Source organism: Pseudomonas sp. B21-021, from assembly GCF_024749205.1.
GTDB lineage: Bacteria > Pseudomonadota > Gammaproteobacteria > Pseudomonadales > Pseudomonadaceae > Aquipseudomonas > Aquipseudomonas paraglycinae.
This window is the reverse complement of sequence record NZ_CP087192.1, coordinates 4,917,475-4,938,222: the sequence shown is the minus strand read 5'-3', so window position 1 is coordinate 4,938,222 and position 20,748 is coordinate 4,917,475. Positions and strand designations below refer to the sequence as shown.

The window sequence follows — 20,748 nt, the reverse complement described above, 5'->3', positions numbered from 1 at the left end:
ATCACGCCAGACCCGGCGCTTCACGAATGATGAAGTGATCCAGGTTCTCGATATTGGCATTGAAGACCTCGAAAGGCTTTTCGGGGTTCTTCTTGCCCGGCACCTGCTTCAACTCCGGCGTCACACCATAGAAGAAGCAGAACAACTCCTTGTCACTGTCGATCGCGTGCTTGATCTCTTCCAGAAACGCCTTGCGCTTGCGGTAGTTGTCGATCAGCTTCTTGTTGAGATAGACACTGACCGGATAAGGCTTCTTCTTGCTGTCATCCGGCTTCTTGAACCAGACCTTGTCCTCGAAATCGATCCGGAAACTGGCGCTGTGGAAGTCCTCGATCTTCTTGATCCGGCCCCAGTAAATCAGCCCCTTGTTGTCCATCAAGTACTCGATCTTCTTGAAGAACGAACTGTACGGCGCCGTATGCTCGCCAATCTTCAACGGCATGCGCTTGAGCAAATCCTTGTCCGCGAAGTTCGACACAAAACACTCCACGGGGTGAGCGAAGACACTGGTCTTGTCCGGTGCCGACTCACGACTCGGCGACTCTTTTGAGGGGGCAGTCGCCACGCGCACCGGATCATCCCGCAACACATCCGCCGCCCCCGCAGGCGCAGCAGGCTTGCGCACATACTCACGACGCGTCAGCAACAACTCCGACGGGAAATGCTCCTCCCGCCCGTCATCCGTTTCCCCATCCGCCGCCTCAACCCCCGACGCCGACGTCTTCAAACTCACATACGGACAACCCGCCACATGCTGCGTACCGGGCAGGTTCTTGAAGTGCGGCGTACGCACGTAATTCACGTTCTTGGCGTTGAACGTACCCAACTCGTTGGAGGCATCGAACGCCGAACGACAGGCGTCGTTGGGGCACTGGAAGTGTTCCTTCGCGGAATCGAACGCCACCGTCTCATCGAAATTGAGATCGCGAACGTCATAGATCGACAGTTTGTCGTCGAGGCTGAGGCAGTAGGCGAGATCGAATTTCATGGTGGGGCTCGGGTCCTTGAGTGGGGGAGGGGTATTAATAGCGGGAGGCGAGTTATGGCGCACCTGAAAGCTATAAATAGTGGCGTTTTGCTCTGTTACGCATTGAAACCCTTTCGCACTTTGGTGAGTATAGGAATTTTCCTACAGCTAAAGTCGAAAAAGGGCAGCATCCGTGGTGATCAAAGCAGTATCGAAGGAACGAATAAGCAAAGCGATGCTGGAATTTGATCATAAATTTCGGGGCAGGCGTGAATGGCAAAGTTGGGAAAGTAACCAAGCCCACCGTTATGCCATTAACGTAGGCGGTGAGCTCTATCCTGCGAAGAAAATCGTCTCATTAGCGACCGGTCTTGCTGTCGGAGATTTTTCCGGGGGGCATCCGACCAACAGCTACCTAGAAAAGCGAGGCTTCACAGTTGTGGAGTTACCGCGTGGGGAAGCTCAACCTCTATTGCAGTTCACACATAATGCGGTTTACGACCGAAGAACTGAGATCAACGGACCGTTCGGTGGAAGTCGACAAAGCGGAATTGCAGCGTCTTCCACCTACCCCGTGATTTTTTTGTTCACGGGCGATAGCGGAGAGCAATACGGCTACAGCGACGGATGGGAGGACGGCGCTTATCTATACACCGGAGAAGGACAGCAAGGTCCAATGACATTGACTCGCGGAAACCGAGCCATTGCTCGGCATGCCGAGGATGGTCGAGCTCTGCACATGTTTAGGTCCCTCGGCAAAGGAAAAGGCTACGTTTACGAGGGTGAGTTTTCTTGCGCCGACATGTTTAAACGTAACCAATTGGATGTGAAAGGCGAGACTCGAACGGCGATTGTTTTTCGGCTAGTTCCTGTTGGTTTTCCGAGTGAAATGATTGAGTCTGAAGTGGAGAATGAGGAAGAGGCTGACTTCCCGGACTCTTTGGCCGCTGCGCGTTTGGTTGCGTTGGCGGCATGCAAGCCAGGGAGTGATGATTTAAAACAATCCGGTCCCCGTAAGATCTATCAGCGCAGCCGGAAGGTTGCGCACTATGTGCTGATGCGTGCCAAAGGCGCATGCGAGAGCTGTGAGCGGCCGGCTCCTTTCACGAAAAAGGACGGCACACCTTACTTGGAACCGCATCACGTAAACCGAGTCTCCGATGGCGGGTTAGACCACCCACGGTATGTGGCGGCCGTGTGTCCAAGTTGTCACCGGGAGATTCATTCTGGGGTGCACGGAGTGGCGGTGAATGAAAGACTGAAGCAGCGATTAGAAGTAATTGAAGGTTGATTTAGATGGGGGCCATTACAAAAGCGCCGTTGCCGACGACAAGCATTAGCTAACCCATTGGGAAGATAATTCGCTGCCAATAAAAAGCCCCGATCAAATCGGGGCTTTTTGTTTTCTCAACTCGACGACTCAAGCAGCAATCGTCAAATCGTGGCGACCGAGACGATTAGTCCCAGCTCAGAGCACCACCAGTCTGATACTCAATAACCCGAGTCTCAAAGAAATTCTTCTCTTTCTTCAAGTCCATAATCTCGCTCATCCAAGGGAACGGGTTAGTCGTCCCTGGGTACTCTTCCTTCAAACCGATCTGCGACAGACGACGGTTAGCGATGAACTTCAGGTAGTCCTCCATCATCGCAGCATTCATACCCAACACACCGCGAGGCATGGTGTCGCGGGCGTATTCGATTTCCAGCTGGGTGCCTTGCAGGATCATCTGCGAAGCTTCTTCCTTCATTTCGGCGTCCCACAGGTGTGGGTTTTCGATTTTGATCTGGTTGATCACGTCGATGCCGAAGTTCAGGTGCATGGATTCGTCGCGCAGGATGTACTGGAACTGCTCGGCGACGCCGGTCATTTTGTTGCGGCGGCCCATGGAGAGGATCTGGGTGAAGCCGCAGTAGAAGAAGATGCCTTCCAGAACGCAGTAGTAGGCGATCAGGTTGCGCAGCAGTTCTTTGTCGGTCTCTACGGTGCCGGTGTTGAATTCCGGGTCGGAGATGGCGCGGGTGTATTTCAGGCCCCAGGCGGCTTTTTTCGCGACCGACGGGATCTCGTGGTACATGTTGAAGATCTCGCCTTCATCCATGCCCAGCGATTCGATGCAGTACTGGTAGGCGTGGGTGTGGATCGCCTCTTCGAACGCCTGGCGCAGGATGTACTGGCGGCATTCCGGGTTGGTGATCAGGCGGTACACGGCCAGGGCCAGGTTGTTGGCAACCAGGGAGTCGGCGGTGGAGAAGAAGCCGAGGTTGCGCATTACGATGCGGCGCTCGTCGTCGGTCAGGCCTTCCGGGTTTTTCCAGAGGGCGATGTCGGCGGTCATGTTGACTTCTTGCGGCATCCAGTGGTTTGCGCAGCCGTCCAGGTATTTCTGCCAGGCCCAGTCGTACTTGAATGGCACGAGCTGGTTGAGGTCGGCGCGGCAGTTGATCATGCGCTTTTCGTCAACGGCGACACGGGCGGCGGAGCCTTCGAGTTCGGCGAGGCCTTCGGCAACGTCGAGGGAATCCAGTGCAGCCTTGGCGCGGGCCACGGCGGCCGAGTCTTCGGCGGTCACGGCGCGGGCTTCGAGGGCGGCGGCACCGCCGGCGCTGTCGAGGCGGTCCATGTTGGCTTCGCTAGCGTGGCCGGCGTTGGCGCCTTTCACTGCTGCTACTTCACTGTCTTCTTTGTCGAATTCGTCCCAGCTCAGCATGACGTGTCGTCTCCTGCGTGAGGGCCTGTGCCCGTGTGAAAACTGATTGGTTGGTTTTTCACACGGCCGTACAGGCCGCGTTGGATGTCGTTTTTTGCAGCGGTGCAACGCAGGCAATAAACAGAAAATTTTTACGGGTTTCCGAGAGCCTCTGACGGGCGCAGGTCAGCGTTGTCGCTGCTGCGGGGCTTCAGAATGGCTTTGATCCCTGTAAGGGAATATTGCTGACCCGATTGGGCGGCATTATAGGGAAAAAAACGCGGGCGTGGGGGAGGGCGAAACAGCGCAGGGCGGTCGAGCGCAGGGGGTGATTTCGATCGGAGCGAGGGTTTACAGGGCTTTCGCCGGGATTGGCCCCGGAGAAAATTTTTTCATTAATTTTTTGGCGTGTGATTGATTGCTCAAAAAACGAGCAAAAAACCGCGTTTTTCACTATATCTTGTGTTTTGCAACCATTTTGCGCCGCTTCAAACACAACTGAGCCCGACCGAAGCCGGGCTGGAATCGACCCTCGATGTTGCGCTGAGTGATCCGATTCGGTGCAGTCTCAACTCATCAATTGGTGCAGCCGTTGCCCATGATGCTGTAACGCAGGATGTGACGCTGACCCTTGGAGTCGTCGTATTCCATTTTTGCCGGAACAACTTCGCAGACATTCGGAACTTCGCTCATGGAAACAACTTTGGCGATGTCCAGGTGAGTGGAGTAAGTGTATTCCTCGATAGCCGGTTGTTGCTGTGCGACATCAGTCGGAACCTCGTCTGCCATGGCGGTTGCGCACAGACTGCTGAGGGCCAGAACCAATAAAGCTTTCATTTGAAATTTACCTTCTTGAGGTCGAGTGGGGTCACGCAACCTTTGTGGGGTTGCGTGTGGAACTTCATCATTTGGGTTTGTTACTTCAGAACTGGATTAACGGCCTTCGTGGGGGCTGTAACCTTGTTAATCGCTTTGCCTTGTCGGCGAGGTGAATTTTAGGGAGGCGGGGCAGGGGTAAACAGACCCGGTTTTGATAAACACCTTTGGCAGATTTGGTAACAATCCCCCAAAAACCAAAATATCCCGGCCCGGGCCAATGCCTGAAAGGCCGTGGCCGACGGGGTTCGGGGCAATCGCCACATTTTGTAGGGGCTTGTTACTACCATCGTCGAATGGTTCTATACGGGCGCCCCGGCTACAACAGGGTCATACAAAAACAACTATTACACCGAGGTAGGAAAGATGAGTGCGGCTTCCCTGTATCCCGTTCGTCCCGAGGTTCTGGCCAATACGCTGACCGACGAGGCGACCTACAAAGCCATGTACCAACAGTCGGTCGTCAACCCTGACGGCTTCTGGCGCGAACAAGCCAAGCGCCTCGACTGGATCAAGCCTTTCACCACGGTGAAACAGACTTCGTTCGACGATCACCATGTCGACATCAAGTGGTTTGCCGACGGCACCCTGAACGTTTCCTACAACTGCCTCGACCGCCATCTGGCCGAGCGCGGCGATCAGGTCGCCATCATCTGGGAAGGCGACGATCCTTCCGAAAGCCGCAACATCACCTACCGCGAACTGCACGAACAGGTGTGCAAACTCGCCAACGCCCTGCGTGGTCAGGACGTTCACCGCGGCGACGTGGTGACCATTTATATGCCGATGATTCCCGAAGCCGTGGTCGCCATGCTGGCCTGCACCCGGATCGGCGCGATTCACTCGGTGGTGTTCGGCGGTTTTTCGCCGGAAGCCTTGGCCGGTCGCATCATCGACTGCCGCTCGAAAGTGGTGATCACCGCTGACGAAGGCATCCGTGCCGGCAAGAAAATTTCCCTCAAGGCCAACGTCGACGACGCCCTGACCAACCCGGAAACCAGCAGCATCCAGAAAGTCATCGTGTGCAAGCGCACCGGCGGCGACATCAAGTGGAACCAGCATCGCGACATCTGGTACGAAGACCTGATGAAAGTGGCGGGCACTGTCTGCGCGCCGAAAGAGATGGGCGCCGAAGAAGCGCTGTTCATCCTTTATACCTCCGGCTCCACCGGCAAGCCGAAGGGCGTGCAGCACACCACCGGCGGTTATCTGTTGTACGCGGCCATGACCCACGAGCGCGTGTTCGACTACCGTCCGGGCGAAATCTACTGGTGCACCGCCGATGTCGGCTGGGTCACCGGTCACTCGTACATCGTCTACGGCCCGCTGGCCAACGGCGCGACCACGCTGCTGTTCGAAGGCGTGCCGAACTATCCGGACATCACCCGGGTGGCGAAGATCGTCGACAAGCACAAGGTCAATATCCTCTACACCGCGCCGACCGCGATCCGCGCGATGATGGCCTCCGGCACCGCCGCTGTTGAAGGCGCGGACGGCAGCAGCCTGCGTCTGCTCGGTTCGGTGGGCGAGCCGATCAACCCGGAAGCCTGGGACTGGTACTACAAGAATGTCGGCAAGTCCCGTTGCCCGATCGTCGACACCTGGTGGCAGACCGAAACCGGCGGCAACATGATGAGCCCGCTGCCGGGCGCTCATGCGCTGAAACCGGGTTCTGCAGCACGTCCGTTCTTCGGTGTGGTGCCGGCGCTGGTGGACAACCTCGGCAACATCATCGAGGGCGAGGCCGAAGGCAATCTGGTGATTCTCGATTCGTGGCCAGGTCAGGCACGCACCCTGTACGGCGATCACGACCGTTTCGTCGATACCTACTTCAAGACCTTCCGTGGCATGTACTTCACTGGTGACGGCGCCCGTCGCGATGCCGATGGCTACTACTGGATCACCGGTCGCGTGGACGACGTACTCAACGTCTCCGGCCACCGCATGGGGACTGCCGAGATCGAAAGCGCGATGGTCGCTCACCCGAAAGTCGCCGAAGCGGCGGTGGTCGGTGTGCCGCACGACATCAAGGGGCAGGGCATCTATGTCTACGTCACCCTGAAGAACGGCGAAGAGCCGAGCGAGCAATTGCGTCTGGAACTGAAGAACTGGGTGCGCAAGGAGATCGGGCCGATCGCTTCGCCGGACGTGATCCAGTGGGCGCCGGGGCTGCCGAAGACCCGTTCGGGCAAGATCATGCGCCGCATCCTGCGCAAGATCGCGACCGCCGAGTATGAAGGCCTGGGCGACATCTCCACCCTGGCCGATCCGGGAGTGGTGCAGCATCTGATCGATACGCACAAGACCATGAACGTCGCGTAAGCGGCGGGTCTGAAGGCTGAAAAGCCCCGTCCGGCATCACGCCGGGCGGGGCTTTTTCATTTGTGGCGTGATCGTTCCCACGTCGAGGCGTCGAACCGTCCGCGTGGTAACGCCTCCCTGGACGCTCTTGTGACGCGGAGCGTCCCGGGCTGCATTCCCACGCGGAGCGTGGGAACGATCAGTTAGGAGGGGGGGCAGGGCGTGGGTGATCTGCAACCAATAATTATCGAATTGCTCCGTCAGCCCATTCCCACTGTTACCCGTTCGCCTTCAAGTAACTGAATGTGTAACCGCCTGCTCCGCAACGGGGCATCCGGAAACGCATTGCCCCGTTTTCGGGCCTCAAAACCCCCGGTGAAAAATAAGACACAACCCCGCGCTTGCCGGATTAGAAGGGTTTGCGAATAATAGGCCCGCAATTTGCAGCATAGATCGGTTCACTGTCTTTCGCTCTTGCATGAAATTGCAGGGCTGTCAATGTGCTCAAGCGGGTTTCTCGATGCATCTGTAATTAGTTGTCGCATTGAAGAAATATCGGCTTCGGGCCTGTCGTTAGAATGCCGATCACTCGCTCGTCGTGGCTCGTGTTGAAATCGCTGACGGTTTCAATGGGAAATTTCCCACGGATGCAGCACCGCTTTTCTGTTTCACCCATTCGCATATTGGGCTGTCGCTCACTCTGCCGTTTTTGCCCTTTACCGATGGAGTCCCAAGATGAAGAAACTTGTGCTGCTTGGCGCCCTGGCACTGTCCGTGCTGTCCCTGCCGACATTCGCCGATGAAAAGCCTCTGAAAATCGGTATCGAAGCGGCTTACCCTCCATTCGCCTCCAAAGCGCCGGACGGCAGCATCGTCGGTTTCGACTACGACATCGGCAACGCGCTGTGCGAAGAAATGAAGGTCAAGTGCCAGTGGGTCGAGCAAGAGTTCGACGGTCTGATCCCGGCACTGAAAGTGCGCAAGATCGACGCGATCCTGTCGTCCATGTCGATCACTGACGACCGCAAGAAGTCCGTGGACTTCACCAACAAGTACTACAACACCCCGGCCCGCCTCGTGATGAAGGAAGGCACTCAGGTCAGCGAAGGTCTGGCTGAGCTGAAAGGCAAGAACATCGGCGTGCAGCGTGGTTCGATCCACGAGCGTTTCGCCCGCGAAGTCCTGGCCCCGCTGGGTGCCGAGATCAAGCCGTATGGCTCGCAGAACGAAATCTACCTCGACGTGGCCGCCGGCCGCCTCGACGGCACCGTGGCGGACGCTACGCTGTTGAATGACGGCTTCCTGAAAACCGACGCCGGCAAAGGCTTCGCGTTCGTGGGCCCGGCGTTCACCGACGTCAAATACTTCGGCGACGGCGTAGGCATCGCGGTACGCAAGGGCGACGCCCTGAAAGACAAGATCAATACCGCCATCGCGGCCATCCGCGAGAACGGCAAGTACAAGGCAATCCAGGACAAGTACTTCGACTTCGACATTTACGGCAAGTAAAGACGTCGCTCGACCCGTCCGAAATGGCGCAAGCAACAGGATCTCTGCGGTTTGCGCCATTTTTTCATCCCAACTTTCGAGGACCTGAATCATGTTGAAAGGCTACGGGGCTGTCATCCTCGATGGCGCTTGGCTGACGCTTCAGCTCGCCTTGTCGTCCATGGCCCTGGCCATCGTTCTCGGGCTGATCGGCGTCGCGTTGCGCCTGTCGCCGGTGCGCTGGCTGGCGTGGCTGGGCGATCTGTATTCCACGGTGATTCGCGGGATTCCCGACCTGGTGCTGATCCTGCTGATCTTCTACGGCGGCCAGGACCTGCTCAACCGCGTCGCGCCGATGCTCGGCTATGACGACTACATCGACCTGAACCCGCTGGCCGCCGGTATCGGCACCCTCGGCTTCATCTTTGGTGCTTACCTGTCGGAAACCTTCCGCGGCGCGTTCATGGCAATCCCCAAAGGTCAGGCCGAAGCCGGCATGGCGTACGGCATGAGCAGCTTCCAGGTGTTCTTCCGCGTGCTGGTGCCGCAGATGATTCGTCTGGCGATTCCGGGTTTCACCAACAACTGGCTGGTGTTGACCAAGGCCACCGCGCTGATTTCCGTGGTCGGTCTGCAAGACATGATGTTCAAGGCCAAGCAGGCGGCCGACGCCACCCGCGAGCCTTTCACCTTCTTCCTCGCAGTGGCGGCGATGTACCTGGTGATCACCAGTGTCTCGTTGCTGGCGCTGCGTCACCTTGAGAAGCGCTACTCGGTAGGCGTAAGGGCGGCTGATCTATGATCTTCGACTACAACGTCATTTGGGAGGCCCTGCCGCTGTACCTCGGCGGTCTGGTCACCACCCTCAAGTTGCTCGCGCTGTCGCTGTTCTTCGGTCTGCTCGCGGCCCTGCCGCTGGGGCTGATGCGTGTGTCCAAGAACGCCGTGGTCAACGGCGCAGCCTGGCTCTACACCTACGTGATTCGCGGCACGCCGATGCTGGTTCAGCTGTTCCTGATCTACTACGGTCTGGCCCAGTTCGAAGCCGTGCGTGAAAGCTTCCTCTGGCCGTGGCTGTCCAGCGCAACGTTCTGTGCGTGCCTGGCGTTCGCGATCAACACCAGCGCCTACACCGCCGAAATCATCGCCGGCAGCCTCAAGGCCACGCCTAACGGCGAGATCGAAGCCGCCAAGGCCATGGGCATGTCGCGCTTCAAGATGTACAAGCGCATCCTGCTGCCATCGGCCCTGCGCCGGGCGCTACCGCAGTACAGCAACGAAGTGATCATGATGCTGCAGACCACCAGTCTGGCGTCGATTGTGACCCTGATTGACATCACCGGCGCGGCCCGTACCGTCAACGCGCAGTTCTACCTGCCGTTCGAAGCGTACATCACCGCCGGCGTGTTCTACCTGTGCCTGACCTTCATTCTGGTGCGCCTGTTCAAGCTGGCCGAGCGTCGCTGGCTGAGCTACCTGGCCCCGAGGAAGCACTGATATGGAACGCATCGACCACGTTCTGCCGTGGAGCCACCTGGGCAGCGAGCGCCGGATTTCGGTATTTCGCTTCGGCAACGGCGAGCGCAAGGCCTACATCCAGGCCAGCCTCCACGCTGACGAATTGCCCGGCATGCGCACCGCCTGGGAACTGAAAAAACGCCTCGGCGAACTCGAAGCCAAGGGCCTGCTCAACGGCGTCATCGAACTGGTGCCGGTGGCCAACCCGCTGGGTCTTGGCCAGTTGCTGCAAGGCAACCATCAGGGCCGTTTCGAGGCCGGCAGCGGCAAGAATTTCAACCGTGATTTCGTCGAGCTCAGCGCGCCCGTGGCCGCCAGGCTGGAAGGACAACTCGGTGATGATCCGCACGCCAACATCCGCCTGATCCGTCAGGCGATGGCCGATCACCTGGCCGCATTGCCCGAGGCCAGCAGCCAGTTGCAAGGCATGCAGCGCATCCTGCTGCAACACGCCGCCACCGCCGATGTGGTGCTGGACTTGCATTGCGACTGCGAAGCCGCGCTGCACATGTACGCCTTGCCGCAGCACTGGCCGCAGTGGCGTTCGCTCGCCGCGCACCTGGATGTGAAGGTCGGCCTGCTGGCGGAAGATTCCGGCGGCAGCTCGTTCGATGAAGCCTGTTCGTTGCCGTGGCTGCGTCTGTCGCGCCTGTTCCCGGATGCACAGATTCCACTGGCGTGCCTGTCGACCACCGTTGAACTCGGCGGTCAGGCTGACACCACGCCGGCGCAGGCCGAAGCCTGGGCCGAAGGCATTCTGGCGTTCCTCGCCGAGCAAGGCCTGATCCGTGGTGAGTGGCCGAGCGCGGCACACGAGCCGTGCGAAGGCATGCCGTTCGAAGGCACTGAATTGCTCCTGCCGCCGCATCCTGGCGTGGTGAGTTTTCTGCGCAAGCCCGGCGAGTGGGTTGAAGCCGGTGACAAGATTTTCGAAGTGATCGATCCGCTGTCGGATCGGGTCAGCACGGTGTGTGCTGGTACGTCCGGGGTGCTGTTTGCCATTGAGCGGCTGCGTTACGCCCAACCCGGTTTCTGGCTGGCCAAAGTGGCGGGGCGCGATGCGCTGCGCGACGGCCCTTTGCTCAACGACTGACTGTTTTTGTGAGAACCGACCGCATGTACAAACTTGAAGTCCAAGACCTGCATAAACGCTATGGCAGTCACGAAGTGCTCAAGGGCGTTTCCCTGAAAGCGGCCGCCGGCGATGTGATCAGCATCATCGGCTCCAGTGGCTCCGGCAAAAGTACTTTCCTGCGCTGCATCAACCTGCTCGAGCAGCCGCACGCGGGCAAGATCCTGCTCAACAACGAAGAGTTGAAGCTGGTAGCGAACAAGGATGGCGCGCTGAAAGCCGCTGATCCAAAACAGCTGCAACGCATGCGTTCGCGCCTGTCGATGGTGTTCCAGCACTTCAACCTGTGGTCGCACATGACCGCGCTGGAAAACATCATGGAAGCGCCGGTTCACGTGCTGGGCGTGTCCAAGGCCGAAGCCCGCGAGAAAGCCGAGCACTACCTGAACAAGGTCGGCGTGGCTCATCGTAAAGACGCGTTCCCGGGGCACATGTCCGGTGGCGAGCAGCAGCGTGTGGCGATCGCCCGTGCGCTGGCGATGGAACCTGAGGTGATGCTGTTCGACGAACCGACTTCGGCCCTCGACCCGGAACTGGTCGGCGACGTGCTGAAAGTCATGCAGGCCCTCGCTCAGGAAGGCCGGACCATGGTGGTGGTGACCCACGAAATGGGCTTCGCCCGTGAAGTGTCGAACCAGCTGGTGTTCCTGCACAAAGGCGTCGTGGAAGAAAGCGGCAACCCGCGTGAAGTGCTGGTCAATCCGCAATCGGAACGTTTGCAACAATTCCTCTCGGGCAGCCTCAAGTAATCGCTCCCGTTATGCACCAGATTAGGTCATGCTGCGCAGCGCGCCAGATGGTCTAATTTGGTTGCAGCCGATTTCGGTTTTTCCCTTTGTTTACGTTTCGGATCGCCCGCCATGACTGCCCATCGAATTGGTTTCCTGATTTGGCCCAGCACTAAAGCTCTGACTTTGGCGCTGGCGGAGGAGGCCTTGCGTGTTGCCCAGCGTGTGCATCCGGACGTGGTTTACGAGCTGTCGTTCCTGCAGGCCGAAGCACCGACCGAAGGTGAATGGCAACTGCCCGGCGAACCCTGGGCCGGCAAACTCGAAAACTTCCAGAAACTGTTCCTGCTCGCCGATGAGCCACCGACCACGTTGGCGCCGGCACTCAGCAGCGCGCTCAAGCAAGTGGTGCGCGCCGGTTGTGTGATCGGCGGTCTGTCGGCCGGTGTGTATCCGTTGGCGCAACTCGGTCTGCTCGACGGTTACCGCGCCGCTGTGCACTGGCGCTGGCAGGACGATTTCGCCGAACGCTTCCCGAAAGTCATCGCCACCAGCCATCTGTTCGATTGGGATCGCGATCGCCTGACCGCATGCGGCGGCATGTCGGTACTCGATTTGCTGCTGGCCGTACTGGCCCGCGATCACGGTGCGGAACTGGCCGGTGCGGTCTCGGAAGAACTGGTGGTCGAACGCATCCGAGAAGGCGGCGAGCGTCAGCGCATTCCATTGCAGAACCGTCTCGGCTCCAGCCATCCAAAGCTCACCCAGGCGGTGTTGCTGATGGAAGCCAACATCGAAGAGCCGCTGACCACCGACGAAATCGCCCAGCATGTGTGCGTGTCCCGTCGCCAACTGGAGCGGATCTTCAAGCAATACCTCAACCGCGTGCCGAGCCAGTACTACCTGGAACTGCGCCTGAACAAGGCCCGGCAGATGTTGATGCAAACCAGCAAGTCGATCATCCAGATCGGCCTGTCGTGCGGCTTTTCCTCGGGGCCGCATTTCTCCAGCGCCTATCGCAACTTCTTCGGCGCCACGCCGCGGGAAGACCGCAATCAGCGACGCAGCAGCAGTCCATTCGAACTGTCGTCGGTGCCGCCAGAGCGCGGTTGATCCCTCGCCTTTCACGCCATGGCATTGGCTGCCATGGCGCTGCACCCGTCAGTCTTCGATTTCCAGATCAGGCCTCATTTCCGGCGGGCGCGGCATGCCGTCGATGCCGTTGACGTTCAGGTTGTTGCCCGTTTCCTGATAGTAGGCCCGAACCCTTGCCAGGCTTTGCGGCGACAGCGGGTTGTTGCGCAAGTCGTAGCGGTCGCCGACTGACGCGGGCACATCCATGATTTCTTCCGGCACATCCGTGATCGCATTGCCGGACAGGTCGATCTCGTTCCAGTGCAGGTTCTCCAGTGTCCCTTTGGGGATTTCGGTGATCCCGGTATCGCTCAGGTCGAGGTCGGTCAGGCTGTGCAGATTGCTGATGTCGGGCGTCAGGCCCAGCGGGTTGTCGCGCAGGTTGAGCACTTCGAGTTTGTCCATGCTCGCCAGTGCTGCTACCGATTCTGGCGTCAGGCTGATTTCGCAGTCCGGCAGGCTCAGCGCCGTCAGTTGACTCATGGTGAAAATGTCCTTGGGAATATCGCCCAGATTGCATTCGCGAATGGCCAGGCTGTCCAGCCCGGGAAAGGCTTCAAGGAAGCGTCCAAGCCGTGACGAGTGGCCGTCACCCACCAGGAACAGGTCCGGCACATAGGGGAACCGGGCACCGAGTGTCGGCAGTTCGCCGAGGAAACTCACGGTGTGGCTGAACCCGTAGCTGTCGAGACTTGAATCCTCCATCGGGATTTTGTGCCAGCAAGTCAGCAGCGCTTCGGCGAACTGTGAGCGCAGTTGCTCCTGACGCAGGCGCGCGGTTTCGGGCAGTGGTTGGCCGTTGAGTGGGTTCACGGGGATGTCGCCGCTCCACTGCGCGAGGCTGCGGGTGAGATCGCTCAGCGCCATTTCCCGACGAGCCACTTCGTTGCGACCATCGGCCAATGTCCCGCTCAGGCGATAGATAAAAGTGCTGGCCTGCTCATTGTCCATCGCGGGATATAGCGTCTGTACCCTTGCCCGATCTGCCTCATCGGCAAGCACGCCGAGATCACCGCCGGTGCGCCGGAAGTAGTCCTTGACCCGCTCGCGTATCGCGGGGCTCAGGGGGTTGTTGCCGAAGTCGTAGCCATTGCCGATATCCGCCGGCAAGTTGAAGATTTCCTCGGGAATTTCGCTGATGCGATTGTTGTTGAGGATGACGATTTCCAGCTCCGGATGGTTGATGACGCCGTCGGGAACTTCGCTGATGGCAGTGCCGGCCAGGTCGAGAAAATCCAGTGCCGGCAGGGTGCGGATGTCTGGCGCCAGTCCCAGCGGATTGTTGTACAGGTCGAGCTTCTTCAGGCGTGTGAGGGTGGCGAGAATGGCGCGCCCTTGCGTATCCAGCACCACCGCGCAATTGCTCAGCACCAGATTTTCCAGGGTGGGCATGCGTTTGAGCGAGGCCGGCATTTGCTGCAAACCGAGATCGCGCAGCTCCAGGGTTTTCAGCCCTGTAAACGCGCCGATGAAATCATCGCCGGCGCGCAGTTGGGCGTTACCCGTAATGGACAAGGTGGTGACGTGGCTGAAGTCAGCGTCCAGTGCTGGCAGCTCACCCATGAAAGGGAGGTTGAGCACCAGCCGGTCTGACCGCAACTCGGGCTGGGCGGTCGAGCGTGCACGCCAGAATGCTTGCAGATCCCGGCGGCATTGATCACGGCCGGAGCGTTCGACGACGTTGTCCTCTTCAGTCAGCGGGGTGCCGGTTGACGGATGTCGCTCGGGAATCTCCCCGACCCAGCGGCTGAGCGTGGTCTCCAGCTGTTGCCATTCCGATTCCCAGTGGCCGATTTGAAGTCGACCGTGATCGAGTGTTCCCGGTAACAGATACAACAGGCGGCTCGCTTGCTCGGCATCCAGTTCTGGAAACAGCGCGAGCACGCGCCTGATATCGGCCTGTGGCATCGATACGCCGAAATTCTGTCGGGTGCGCTGGTAACGGGACTTGATCCGTTCGCGAGTGGCGAGTGACAGCGGGTTTTCCCCGAGAATGAATTGATTGGGCGAGAGCACGGGCAGGTCGAACAGGCTGTCTGGCAGTTCGCTGATCCGGTTGTGATCGAAGTTGGCCATGATCAGAGTCGGATGTTCGACCAGGCCTTCGGGCAGGTGAGTGATCCCGGTGTCGATCAAACGCACGTGAGTCAGTGCCGGCAATGCCTGCAAATCCGGTGCGGCGCCCAACGGGTTGTGGCTCAGGTTGAGCATCTGCAACCGGGTCATGGAGGACAGGCGGGACGGGGTTGGCGGTGTCAGGGTCAACTCGCAGTACTCAAGCACCAGACGCTCCAGCAACGGCATGCGTTCGCAAGCCTCGGGCAGTTGCTCCAGTTTGAACTCGTGAAGTTCCAGATGGCGAAGACCGGTGAAGGACGATAGGAAAGCGTCGACGCCGCTCAGGGTCGAGTTGCCGTCGAGGGTCAGTTCGGCGATGTGGCTGAAGTCTGCCGACAGCGCGGGTAGCTCGCCAATGAAGGGCAGCTCCGCGATCAGGACGTTGCCTCGTTCTGTGGGCTTTTCGGCAAACCGGAAGCGCCATAGTTCTTCGATCCGCTGAGCGAACAATCGCCTGTTTGTTTGCGTCACGAAGATTTGTCGTGGATTGAGCAATTGCCCCGTGGTCGGATGAACACTTGGCCCGGCAACAGCCCATTGCGCGAGGTCGGCATTCAGTTGACGGATTTCGGCCTGCCAGTGCCGCAGTTGGCTGCGGCCGAGTTCGAGCGAGCCCGGCAAACTGTAGAACACGTCGCTGGCGTCCTGTGTGTCGAGGTCGGGAAACAGCTGCTGGGTGGTTTCGATATCCGCCGCGTCGGCGAGTACGGCGAAGTCCTGGCCGGTTTCGCGGCAGTACTGCTTGATCCGCTCGCGAGTGCCGGTGCTCAGCGGATTGTTTGAAAGGTCATAACTGTCACCGGCCTGGGCCGATAGCTCAAACAGGGCTTCGGGCAATTCGGTGATCTGGTTCTCGCTGAGGATGGCGGTCTTGATTTTCGGGTGATCGAGGAGGCCGGGCGGGATTTCCAGCAAGCCTGTGCGTGACAGATCAAGGTAGGTCAGGGTGTTCAGGGTTTGCAGGTCGGGCACCAGGTTCAGCGGATTGCCCGGCAGTTCCAGTGATTCGAGTCTGGGCATCGCGGCCAGTGCTGTCAGTGATTCGGCAGTGAAGCTCACGCCGCAATTATCCAGCACCAATACCTCCAGCATCGGCAGGCTATTGAGCGTCCGGGTCAGTTGATCCAGTTCGCCGTTACGCAGAATCAAGCGTTTCAGCCGAGAGAAACTGCGCAGAAACGGCGCGTCACCACGTAGGCCTTTGTTGCCGTTGAGGGTCAGTGCGGTGATGTGGCTGAAGTCGGCGCTCAGCTCCGGCAGGTCACCGATGAACGGGGCATCGGCCGTGAAGACATCGGCCCTGGCGTGCGGATGGATTTTCGAGCGGTGACGCCACAGGCGCAGCAACTTGCCGGCGAAAGTCTCGCGTGCGTCCTGTTCGGTGAAGCGCTCGTTGGCCTCAAGCATTGCGCCACTTACCGGGTGGCGGTCGGGGGTATCCCGCGCCCAAACGTTCAGGTCCGCGTTCAATGTGGCCAGCTCGGTTTCCCACGCGGTCAGTTGCAAGCGACCCTGGATCAGTGAACCGGGCAAGCGATAAATCAGGTTGCTGGCCTGGCCTTCGTCGATATCCGGAAAAAGCGCCCTGGTGCGGGCGATATCGGCTTGTTCGGCGCGCACGCCGAAATTGACGCCGGTGCCGGTGAAATAGGTCTTCACTTGCTCGCGTGTGACAGCGGAGAGTGGATTGCCGGAGAAGTCGTATCCGGCGCCGGCGACGGGCGAGAACTCGAACAGCGCTGGCGGCAGCGTGCTGATCCGGTTGTCGGTCAGCCAGGCGCTTCTGATTTGCGGATGGTCGATCAAACCGGGTGGGGTTTCGGAAATCCCGGTGCGGGACAGGTTGAGGTAGGTCAGCGATGGCATGAAGGTCACGTCAAAGCTCGTCCCCAGCGGATTGTCCTTGAGATCCAGCTCAACCAGCTCGTCGAGTGACGTCAGCAGCGCCTGGTTTTCCGGGGTCAGAACGATTCCACATTGACGCAGGCGCAATTGGCGCAGGGTCGGCATGGTCGAGAGGCCTTGCGGCAGGTTGTGCAGGTCGAAGTGCTGTAGATCCAGACGGGTCAGTCGAGGGAAGCGACCAATAAAGTTCTCGATGTCCGCCGATGTTCCACTGCCGCAGAGCTCCAGGCTGACGACGTGACTGAAGTCTGCCGTCAGCGCCGGCAGATCGCCCAGCAACGGTTCGATAAAACGCATGCGGTAGCCAAAGCGCTGCGGGGTTTCCCGGCGCCAGCAACTGAGCAGGGTTCGGGAGAAAAGCTGTCGATCGCGTGCGGCCGCTGCTCGCCGGGCTAGAGACAGTTCCTGGCCGGTTACAGGATCGACCAGCACGTCTCTCAGTCGCCACTGATCAAGGTCGATCTCCAGACGTGCGTATTCGAGGCGCAGGCGCGACAGCTCGGCAATCGGGTTCTCCAGATGGCTTTGCAGATGCTGCACCATCGCCCGCTGACCATCCTCGGTGATGCCGGGAAAAACATCGCGCACCCGCGCTTCCAGAGTGGGCGGAGAATCGTCGGGTGACACATTGCGTGAATAACCTTCAGCGCCCAGCAGACGCAAGGTGTCGACCTCACTGGCGGGAGCGCTTTCGACTGCCAGAGTGAGGCGCAGATTGGCGCGGGGCAGGGGATTGTCGCGAATCAGTTGCCGGAGTTTTGGTCCTTCGCCGATCTGCAGGTTCAGGGCCTGGCGCTGGGCGTCGGGCAAGGCTTGCAGCACGCTGGTGTAGAAATCTGTCGGGCCGTGCAACTCCAGTCCGGTCTGATCAAACGGCTGCCACGTGCCATCGGCCCGGCGCACCAGAATTTTCTCGATGGCCGCACCCACGGGGCCGGTGGTGTCGACTCTGTTCCCTGTAAACGACTGGTCGCGGACTTCCAGACTCACAGCATCTGACCAACCCGACAGTAGCGGCAGGCTGTGCAGTGCCAGGGTTTCGGAATCCGGGTTGCGCACCGAATCGATTTCCAGTCCTTCATAGGCGCGGGTGATGCGCAGTTCGTGCAGGGCGGTTTCGCAAAGCTGCTGTTGACGCTCTGAAATTTGCCCTTCGCCCAGTTGCAGCAGCTCGGTGCCGGTGGCGGTGTGAATGAGTTCTTCGATGATTCGGGCTGGCAGCTCTGGTGCGTATCTGGCTACCTGTTGTTCGAGAGGGACATTGCGCGGCTGGCGTGACGCATAACGTTGTTCGAACAGGGCTGGCCGCTGTTGTTCGGCAATCTGCGCGAGCCGGATCCGGAGTTGGCGAGTGCGCACATCGAGGGCGATTTTTTGCCCGAAGTCTTCATTGAGCAGGGTGTTGATTTCGCCCTCGTCGAGGGTCAGCAACAGGGTCTTGAGCAAGTCGCCGTCTACCAGTCGGTCAGCGTGAATCTCGGTCAGTGTGGGCTGCGCATCGCCGGAGGACTGCCAGACCCTTTTGCCCCCGGCATCGATCAGGCGCAGACGCCGGGAGTCCGGCCACAAGTCCTGTTCGTGGAGCAACTGAAGCTGGATCAGCGGATCGGCCTTTCGATAAGTCGCTGGATCGTCGCTGCTCATCTGCTCGATGAACGTCTGCAAATCCTGGTCGATCCTGAAACGCTCGAGGGTGTCGGCCAGCAGCGGCGGTATGCGCTCCTGATTCACGTGCATTTTGCGCAAACCGTCTTCTGTATAACCGCTGACTTTCAGAATGCGTTCGCGCTGCGTCGGGGTAAACGACTCCACGCTGTGGCCGATTCGCTGCAACGCAGTGGTGCTGTCCCACTGCAGCGGGTTTTCCAGCTCGGTGTGAAACGCCCCCTCGCCGTTATGCCGCACGACGGGTTCATAGGCGTCGGTGCGGGCAGGGTGTTCGATGCGCCACTTACCGGGCACTTCGTGATCGCTGACGACGTAATGTGCCTGATCCAGCGGTAGCAGTTTTTTACCCTCGTGCCGATGCAGACCCTGTGCGTCGGGTGTGGAATCTGCCGCTGGCACGGTGTCGCGGGCATAGTTTTGCAGATCCGGCTTCCAGTACAGGGTTTTGCCGTTGCGCAGTTTCACCGGCCGGAAGCGGTCCATGAACGCCACGACTTCGGCCGGCAACACCTTGGGCAGCTCGGCCATGGCAATGCCGGTGCCACCGCCGAAAGCGCCGAGCTGGATCAGTGATTCGAGCGCAGCAAAGAAATGTTCGCTGGCTTCGGTTGTCTGGCCTTCAGCCCATTCGATGACCGATTCGAAAACCTCGTCGAGCAGTTGGTAAGCGATGTACGCCATCATCATTTCGCCCAGAAACGGTACGAACGGCAGGACGACGAACGCGGCGGTTTCCAGGATCGACGCCGCGACACTGACAAATGAATCCCAGCGTTTCCAGCGTGCGTTGCGATCGACCATGGCGGTGGGAACTGCGATCACTGCGGCATCGTTGAGAATCTTGTTCAACTTGCCTTGGTAAAGGTGTTCCAGAAATTGGCCGACGAAGGGCGTGACTGCCCATTGCAGGTCAGGCTTTTCGACGGGGGTGTCGCGCCAGGGCGGCAATTGGCTGTCGGCCTGTGGTGGGTGCCATTTGGTTTCGCTCAGTCGTTGCCTGAGCTGGCCGAAAAATTGTCCACGCTGCTCGTGAGCGACGAAGCGGCTGAAGAATCGTTGGTACTCCGTATCGCGTAATTGCCGGGTCAGTTCCTTGGCAAGGTCTGCGGTGGAGCGGTATTCCTTTACCGGATGTTCAGGATCATCCGGAAAGTAAGCCACCACCGTGACTGCGGTTTTTGCGCGTTCGAGGTCTGGTGCAAATATCACGACTCCGGTCAGGGCGACCGACATCATCGTCAAGTCGTGGCAGCGCATTGGCTGACCGTTCATCAATACGGTAGACGCACCATCCAGCAATCGTTCAATCGAATGCCGATTCGCATGTCCGATATCGCCCTGCATGCGCGCCATCTTCAGCGCCGCGCGCAATGCGGTTTTTTGCGCTGTATTGACTCTGTGCCGCAGGACCGCAGCCGCTACCGGGCTGGAGATGGCGAGATTTTCTTCGAGATAAACCTTGTAGCGAGCGCCGATATCCAGCTCCCGGCAAAGATGGGAGAAGGCCGGGATACCGGGTTTTGCGTTCAGCGGTACCAGCGTTTCGAATTGCCCTGTCGCCGACGGCCGGGTGATGAACGAGGAGCCGCTGGTGTAGGCATCTGCTTCTGTTTCGCCAGCCTCGAAGTTATGCAGGGCTGCATCCAGCAGTGACACCGTCCACGTCCGGGTGCCGGTGGTGATGCCTGCTGCCTTCACCGGGATGTACAACTGCAGAAAGGTGTCGTTGACGTTCAGATCCAGGTCGAAACGCGATTTCAGCGCCTCGGTCAGAATCGGCTCGGCGAAGCTGCTGGCGTTCTGTACCCGTTCGAGCATCTGATCGACGGCATTCTGCGCGGTCATGTGCCGCGTTATGGCGCTTCTAAGCGCTTGATGTTCATCTGCGGGTGCTGACCTGATCGGATCGGGGAGGGCGCGATGGCTGTTCTTCAAGGCCGTGCGCCGGGCGGGCGACGCCTTGCCCAGCCATTCGGGGATCGCGTTCACCAGCGGTTCATAGTGCGAAGCGGGGTTTTGCGCGGTCGCACCGGGCGTGGGCGAACTGGCGGGCGGTTGCCCGGTGGTGGAAGGCATCGTTGGCGTCCTTGAGCGTCGAAAAAGAGCTCAAGCAGAGCAAAATGCATCCCGTGTCAGGTGGTACATATGTATGACAGGCCAGCCCTTCGCAATTGATAGGCTCGCAGGACTGCTGAAATGGCTGGCGGCAGTTTAAACTGCGCCTTT

The 20,748-nt window shown here is 59.3% G+C and carries 12 protein-coding genes; 8 read left to right on the top strand and 4 right to left on the bottom strand.

The window, feature by feature from the left end:
• Position 1: 1 nt before the first annotated feature.
• On the bottom strand, positions 2 to 988 hold the full coding sequence (locus LOY31_RS22105; RefSeq protein WP_258712202.1) for a hypothetical protein: 987 nt from the start codon (positions 986 to 988) through the stop codon (positions 2 to 4).
• A 172-nt stretch (positions 989 to 1,160) separates the two neighbouring features.
• Here LOY31_RS22105 and LOY31_RS22100 point away from each other — a divergent pair, with 172 nt between their 5' ends.
• Positions 1,161 to 2,258, top strand: coding sequence for an HNH endonuclease signature motif containing protein (locus LOY31_RS22100; RefSeq protein ID WP_064383633.1), 1,098 nt, complete (start codon positions 1,161 to 1,163; stop codon positions 2,256 to 2,258).
• 166 nt (positions 2,259 to 2,424) lie between these two features.
• Here the strand turns inward: LOY31_RS22100 and LOY31_RS22095 are convergent, their stop codons facing one another.
• Together LOY31_RS22095 and LOY31_RS22090 are read right to left on the bottom strand one after the other, a co-directional pair.
• Positions 2,425 to 3,675: a ribonucleotide-diphosphate reductase subunit beta gene (locus tag LOY31_RS22095; protein ID WP_007951068.1), complete on the bottom strand. Its 1,251-nt coding sequence runs from the start codon at positions 3,673 to 3,675 to the stop codon at positions 2,425 to 2,427.
• 555 nt (positions 3,676 to 4,230) lie between these two features.
• Positions 4,231 to 4,491, bottom strand: a complete 261-nt coding sequence (locus tag LOY31_RS22090) for a DUF2790 domain-containing protein (RefSeq protein ID WP_011335542.1) — start codon at positions 4,489 to 4,491, stop codon at positions 4,231 to 4,233.
• A 405-nt stretch (positions 4,492 to 4,896) separates the two neighbouring features.
• Between LOY31_RS22090 and acs the strand changes: the two genes are divergently transcribed.
• The 7 genes from acs to argR all read left to right on the top strand — a co-directional run bounded on the left by acs (position 4,897) and on the right by argR (position 12,810).
• Entirely contained in the window at positions 4,897 to 6,852 is a 1,956-nt protein-coding gene (gene acs / locus LOY31_RS22085) for an acetate--CoA ligase (protein ID WP_007951065.1), read from the top strand.
• 714 nt (positions 6,853 to 7,566) lie between these two features.
• Positions 7,567 to 8,340 carry an ABC transporter substrate-binding protein gene (locus tag LOY31_RS22080; RefSeq protein ID WP_011335541.1) on the top strand — a complete coding sequence of 258 codons (774 nt, stop codon included), beginning with the start codon at positions 7,567 to 7,569 and terminating at the stop codon, positions 8,338 to 8,340.
• Positions 8,341 to 8,431: 91 nt separating this feature from the next.
• On the top strand, positions 8,432 to 9,121 hold the full coding sequence (locus LOY31_RS22075) for an ABC transporter permease (RefSeq protein WP_007951063.1): 690 nt from the start codon (positions 8,432 to 8,434) through the stop codon (positions 9,119 to 9,121).
• Positions 9,118 to 9,816 carry an ABC transporter permease gene (locus LOY31_RS22070; protein WP_007951062.1) on the top strand — a complete coding sequence of 233 codons (699 nt, stop codon included), beginning with the start codon at positions 9,118 to 9,120 and terminating at the stop codon, positions 9,814 to 9,816. The genes LOY31_RS22075 and LOY31_RS22070 overlap by 4 nt, the downstream gene beginning before the upstream one ends.
• Before the next feature lies 1 nt (position 9,817).
• Positions 9,818 to 10,930 (top strand): succinylglutamate desuccinylase/aspartoacylase family protein, encoded by a 1,113-nt coding sequence (locus tag LOY31_RS22065; RefSeq protein WP_258712201.1) that lies wholly within the window; start codon positions 9,818 to 9,820, stop codon positions 10,928 to 10,930.
• Between the two features lie 23 nt (positions 10,931 to 10,953).
• Positions 10,954 to 11,718, top strand: coding sequence for an ABC transporter ATP-binding protein (locus tag LOY31_RS22060; protein ID WP_003227281.1), 765 nt, complete (start codon positions 10,954 to 10,956; stop codon positions 11,716 to 11,718).
• A gap of 111 nt (positions 11,719 to 11,829) precedes the next feature.
• A complete protein-coding gene (gene argR, locus LOY31_RS22055) occupies positions 11,830 to 12,810 on the top strand; it encodes a transcriptional regulator ArgR (protein ID WP_258712200.1) in 981 nt (326 codons plus the stop codon).
• A gap of 48 nt (positions 12,811 to 12,858) precedes the next feature.
• Here argR and LOY31_RS22050 read toward each other — a convergent pair whose 3' ends face one another.
• Positions 12,859 to 20,598, bottom strand: coding sequence for a dermonecrotic toxin domain-containing protein (locus LOY31_RS22050; RefSeq protein ID WP_258712199.1), 7,740 nt, complete (start codon positions 20,596 to 20,598; stop codon positions 12,859 to 12,861).
• Positions 20,599 to 20,748: the final 150 nt, after the last annotated feature.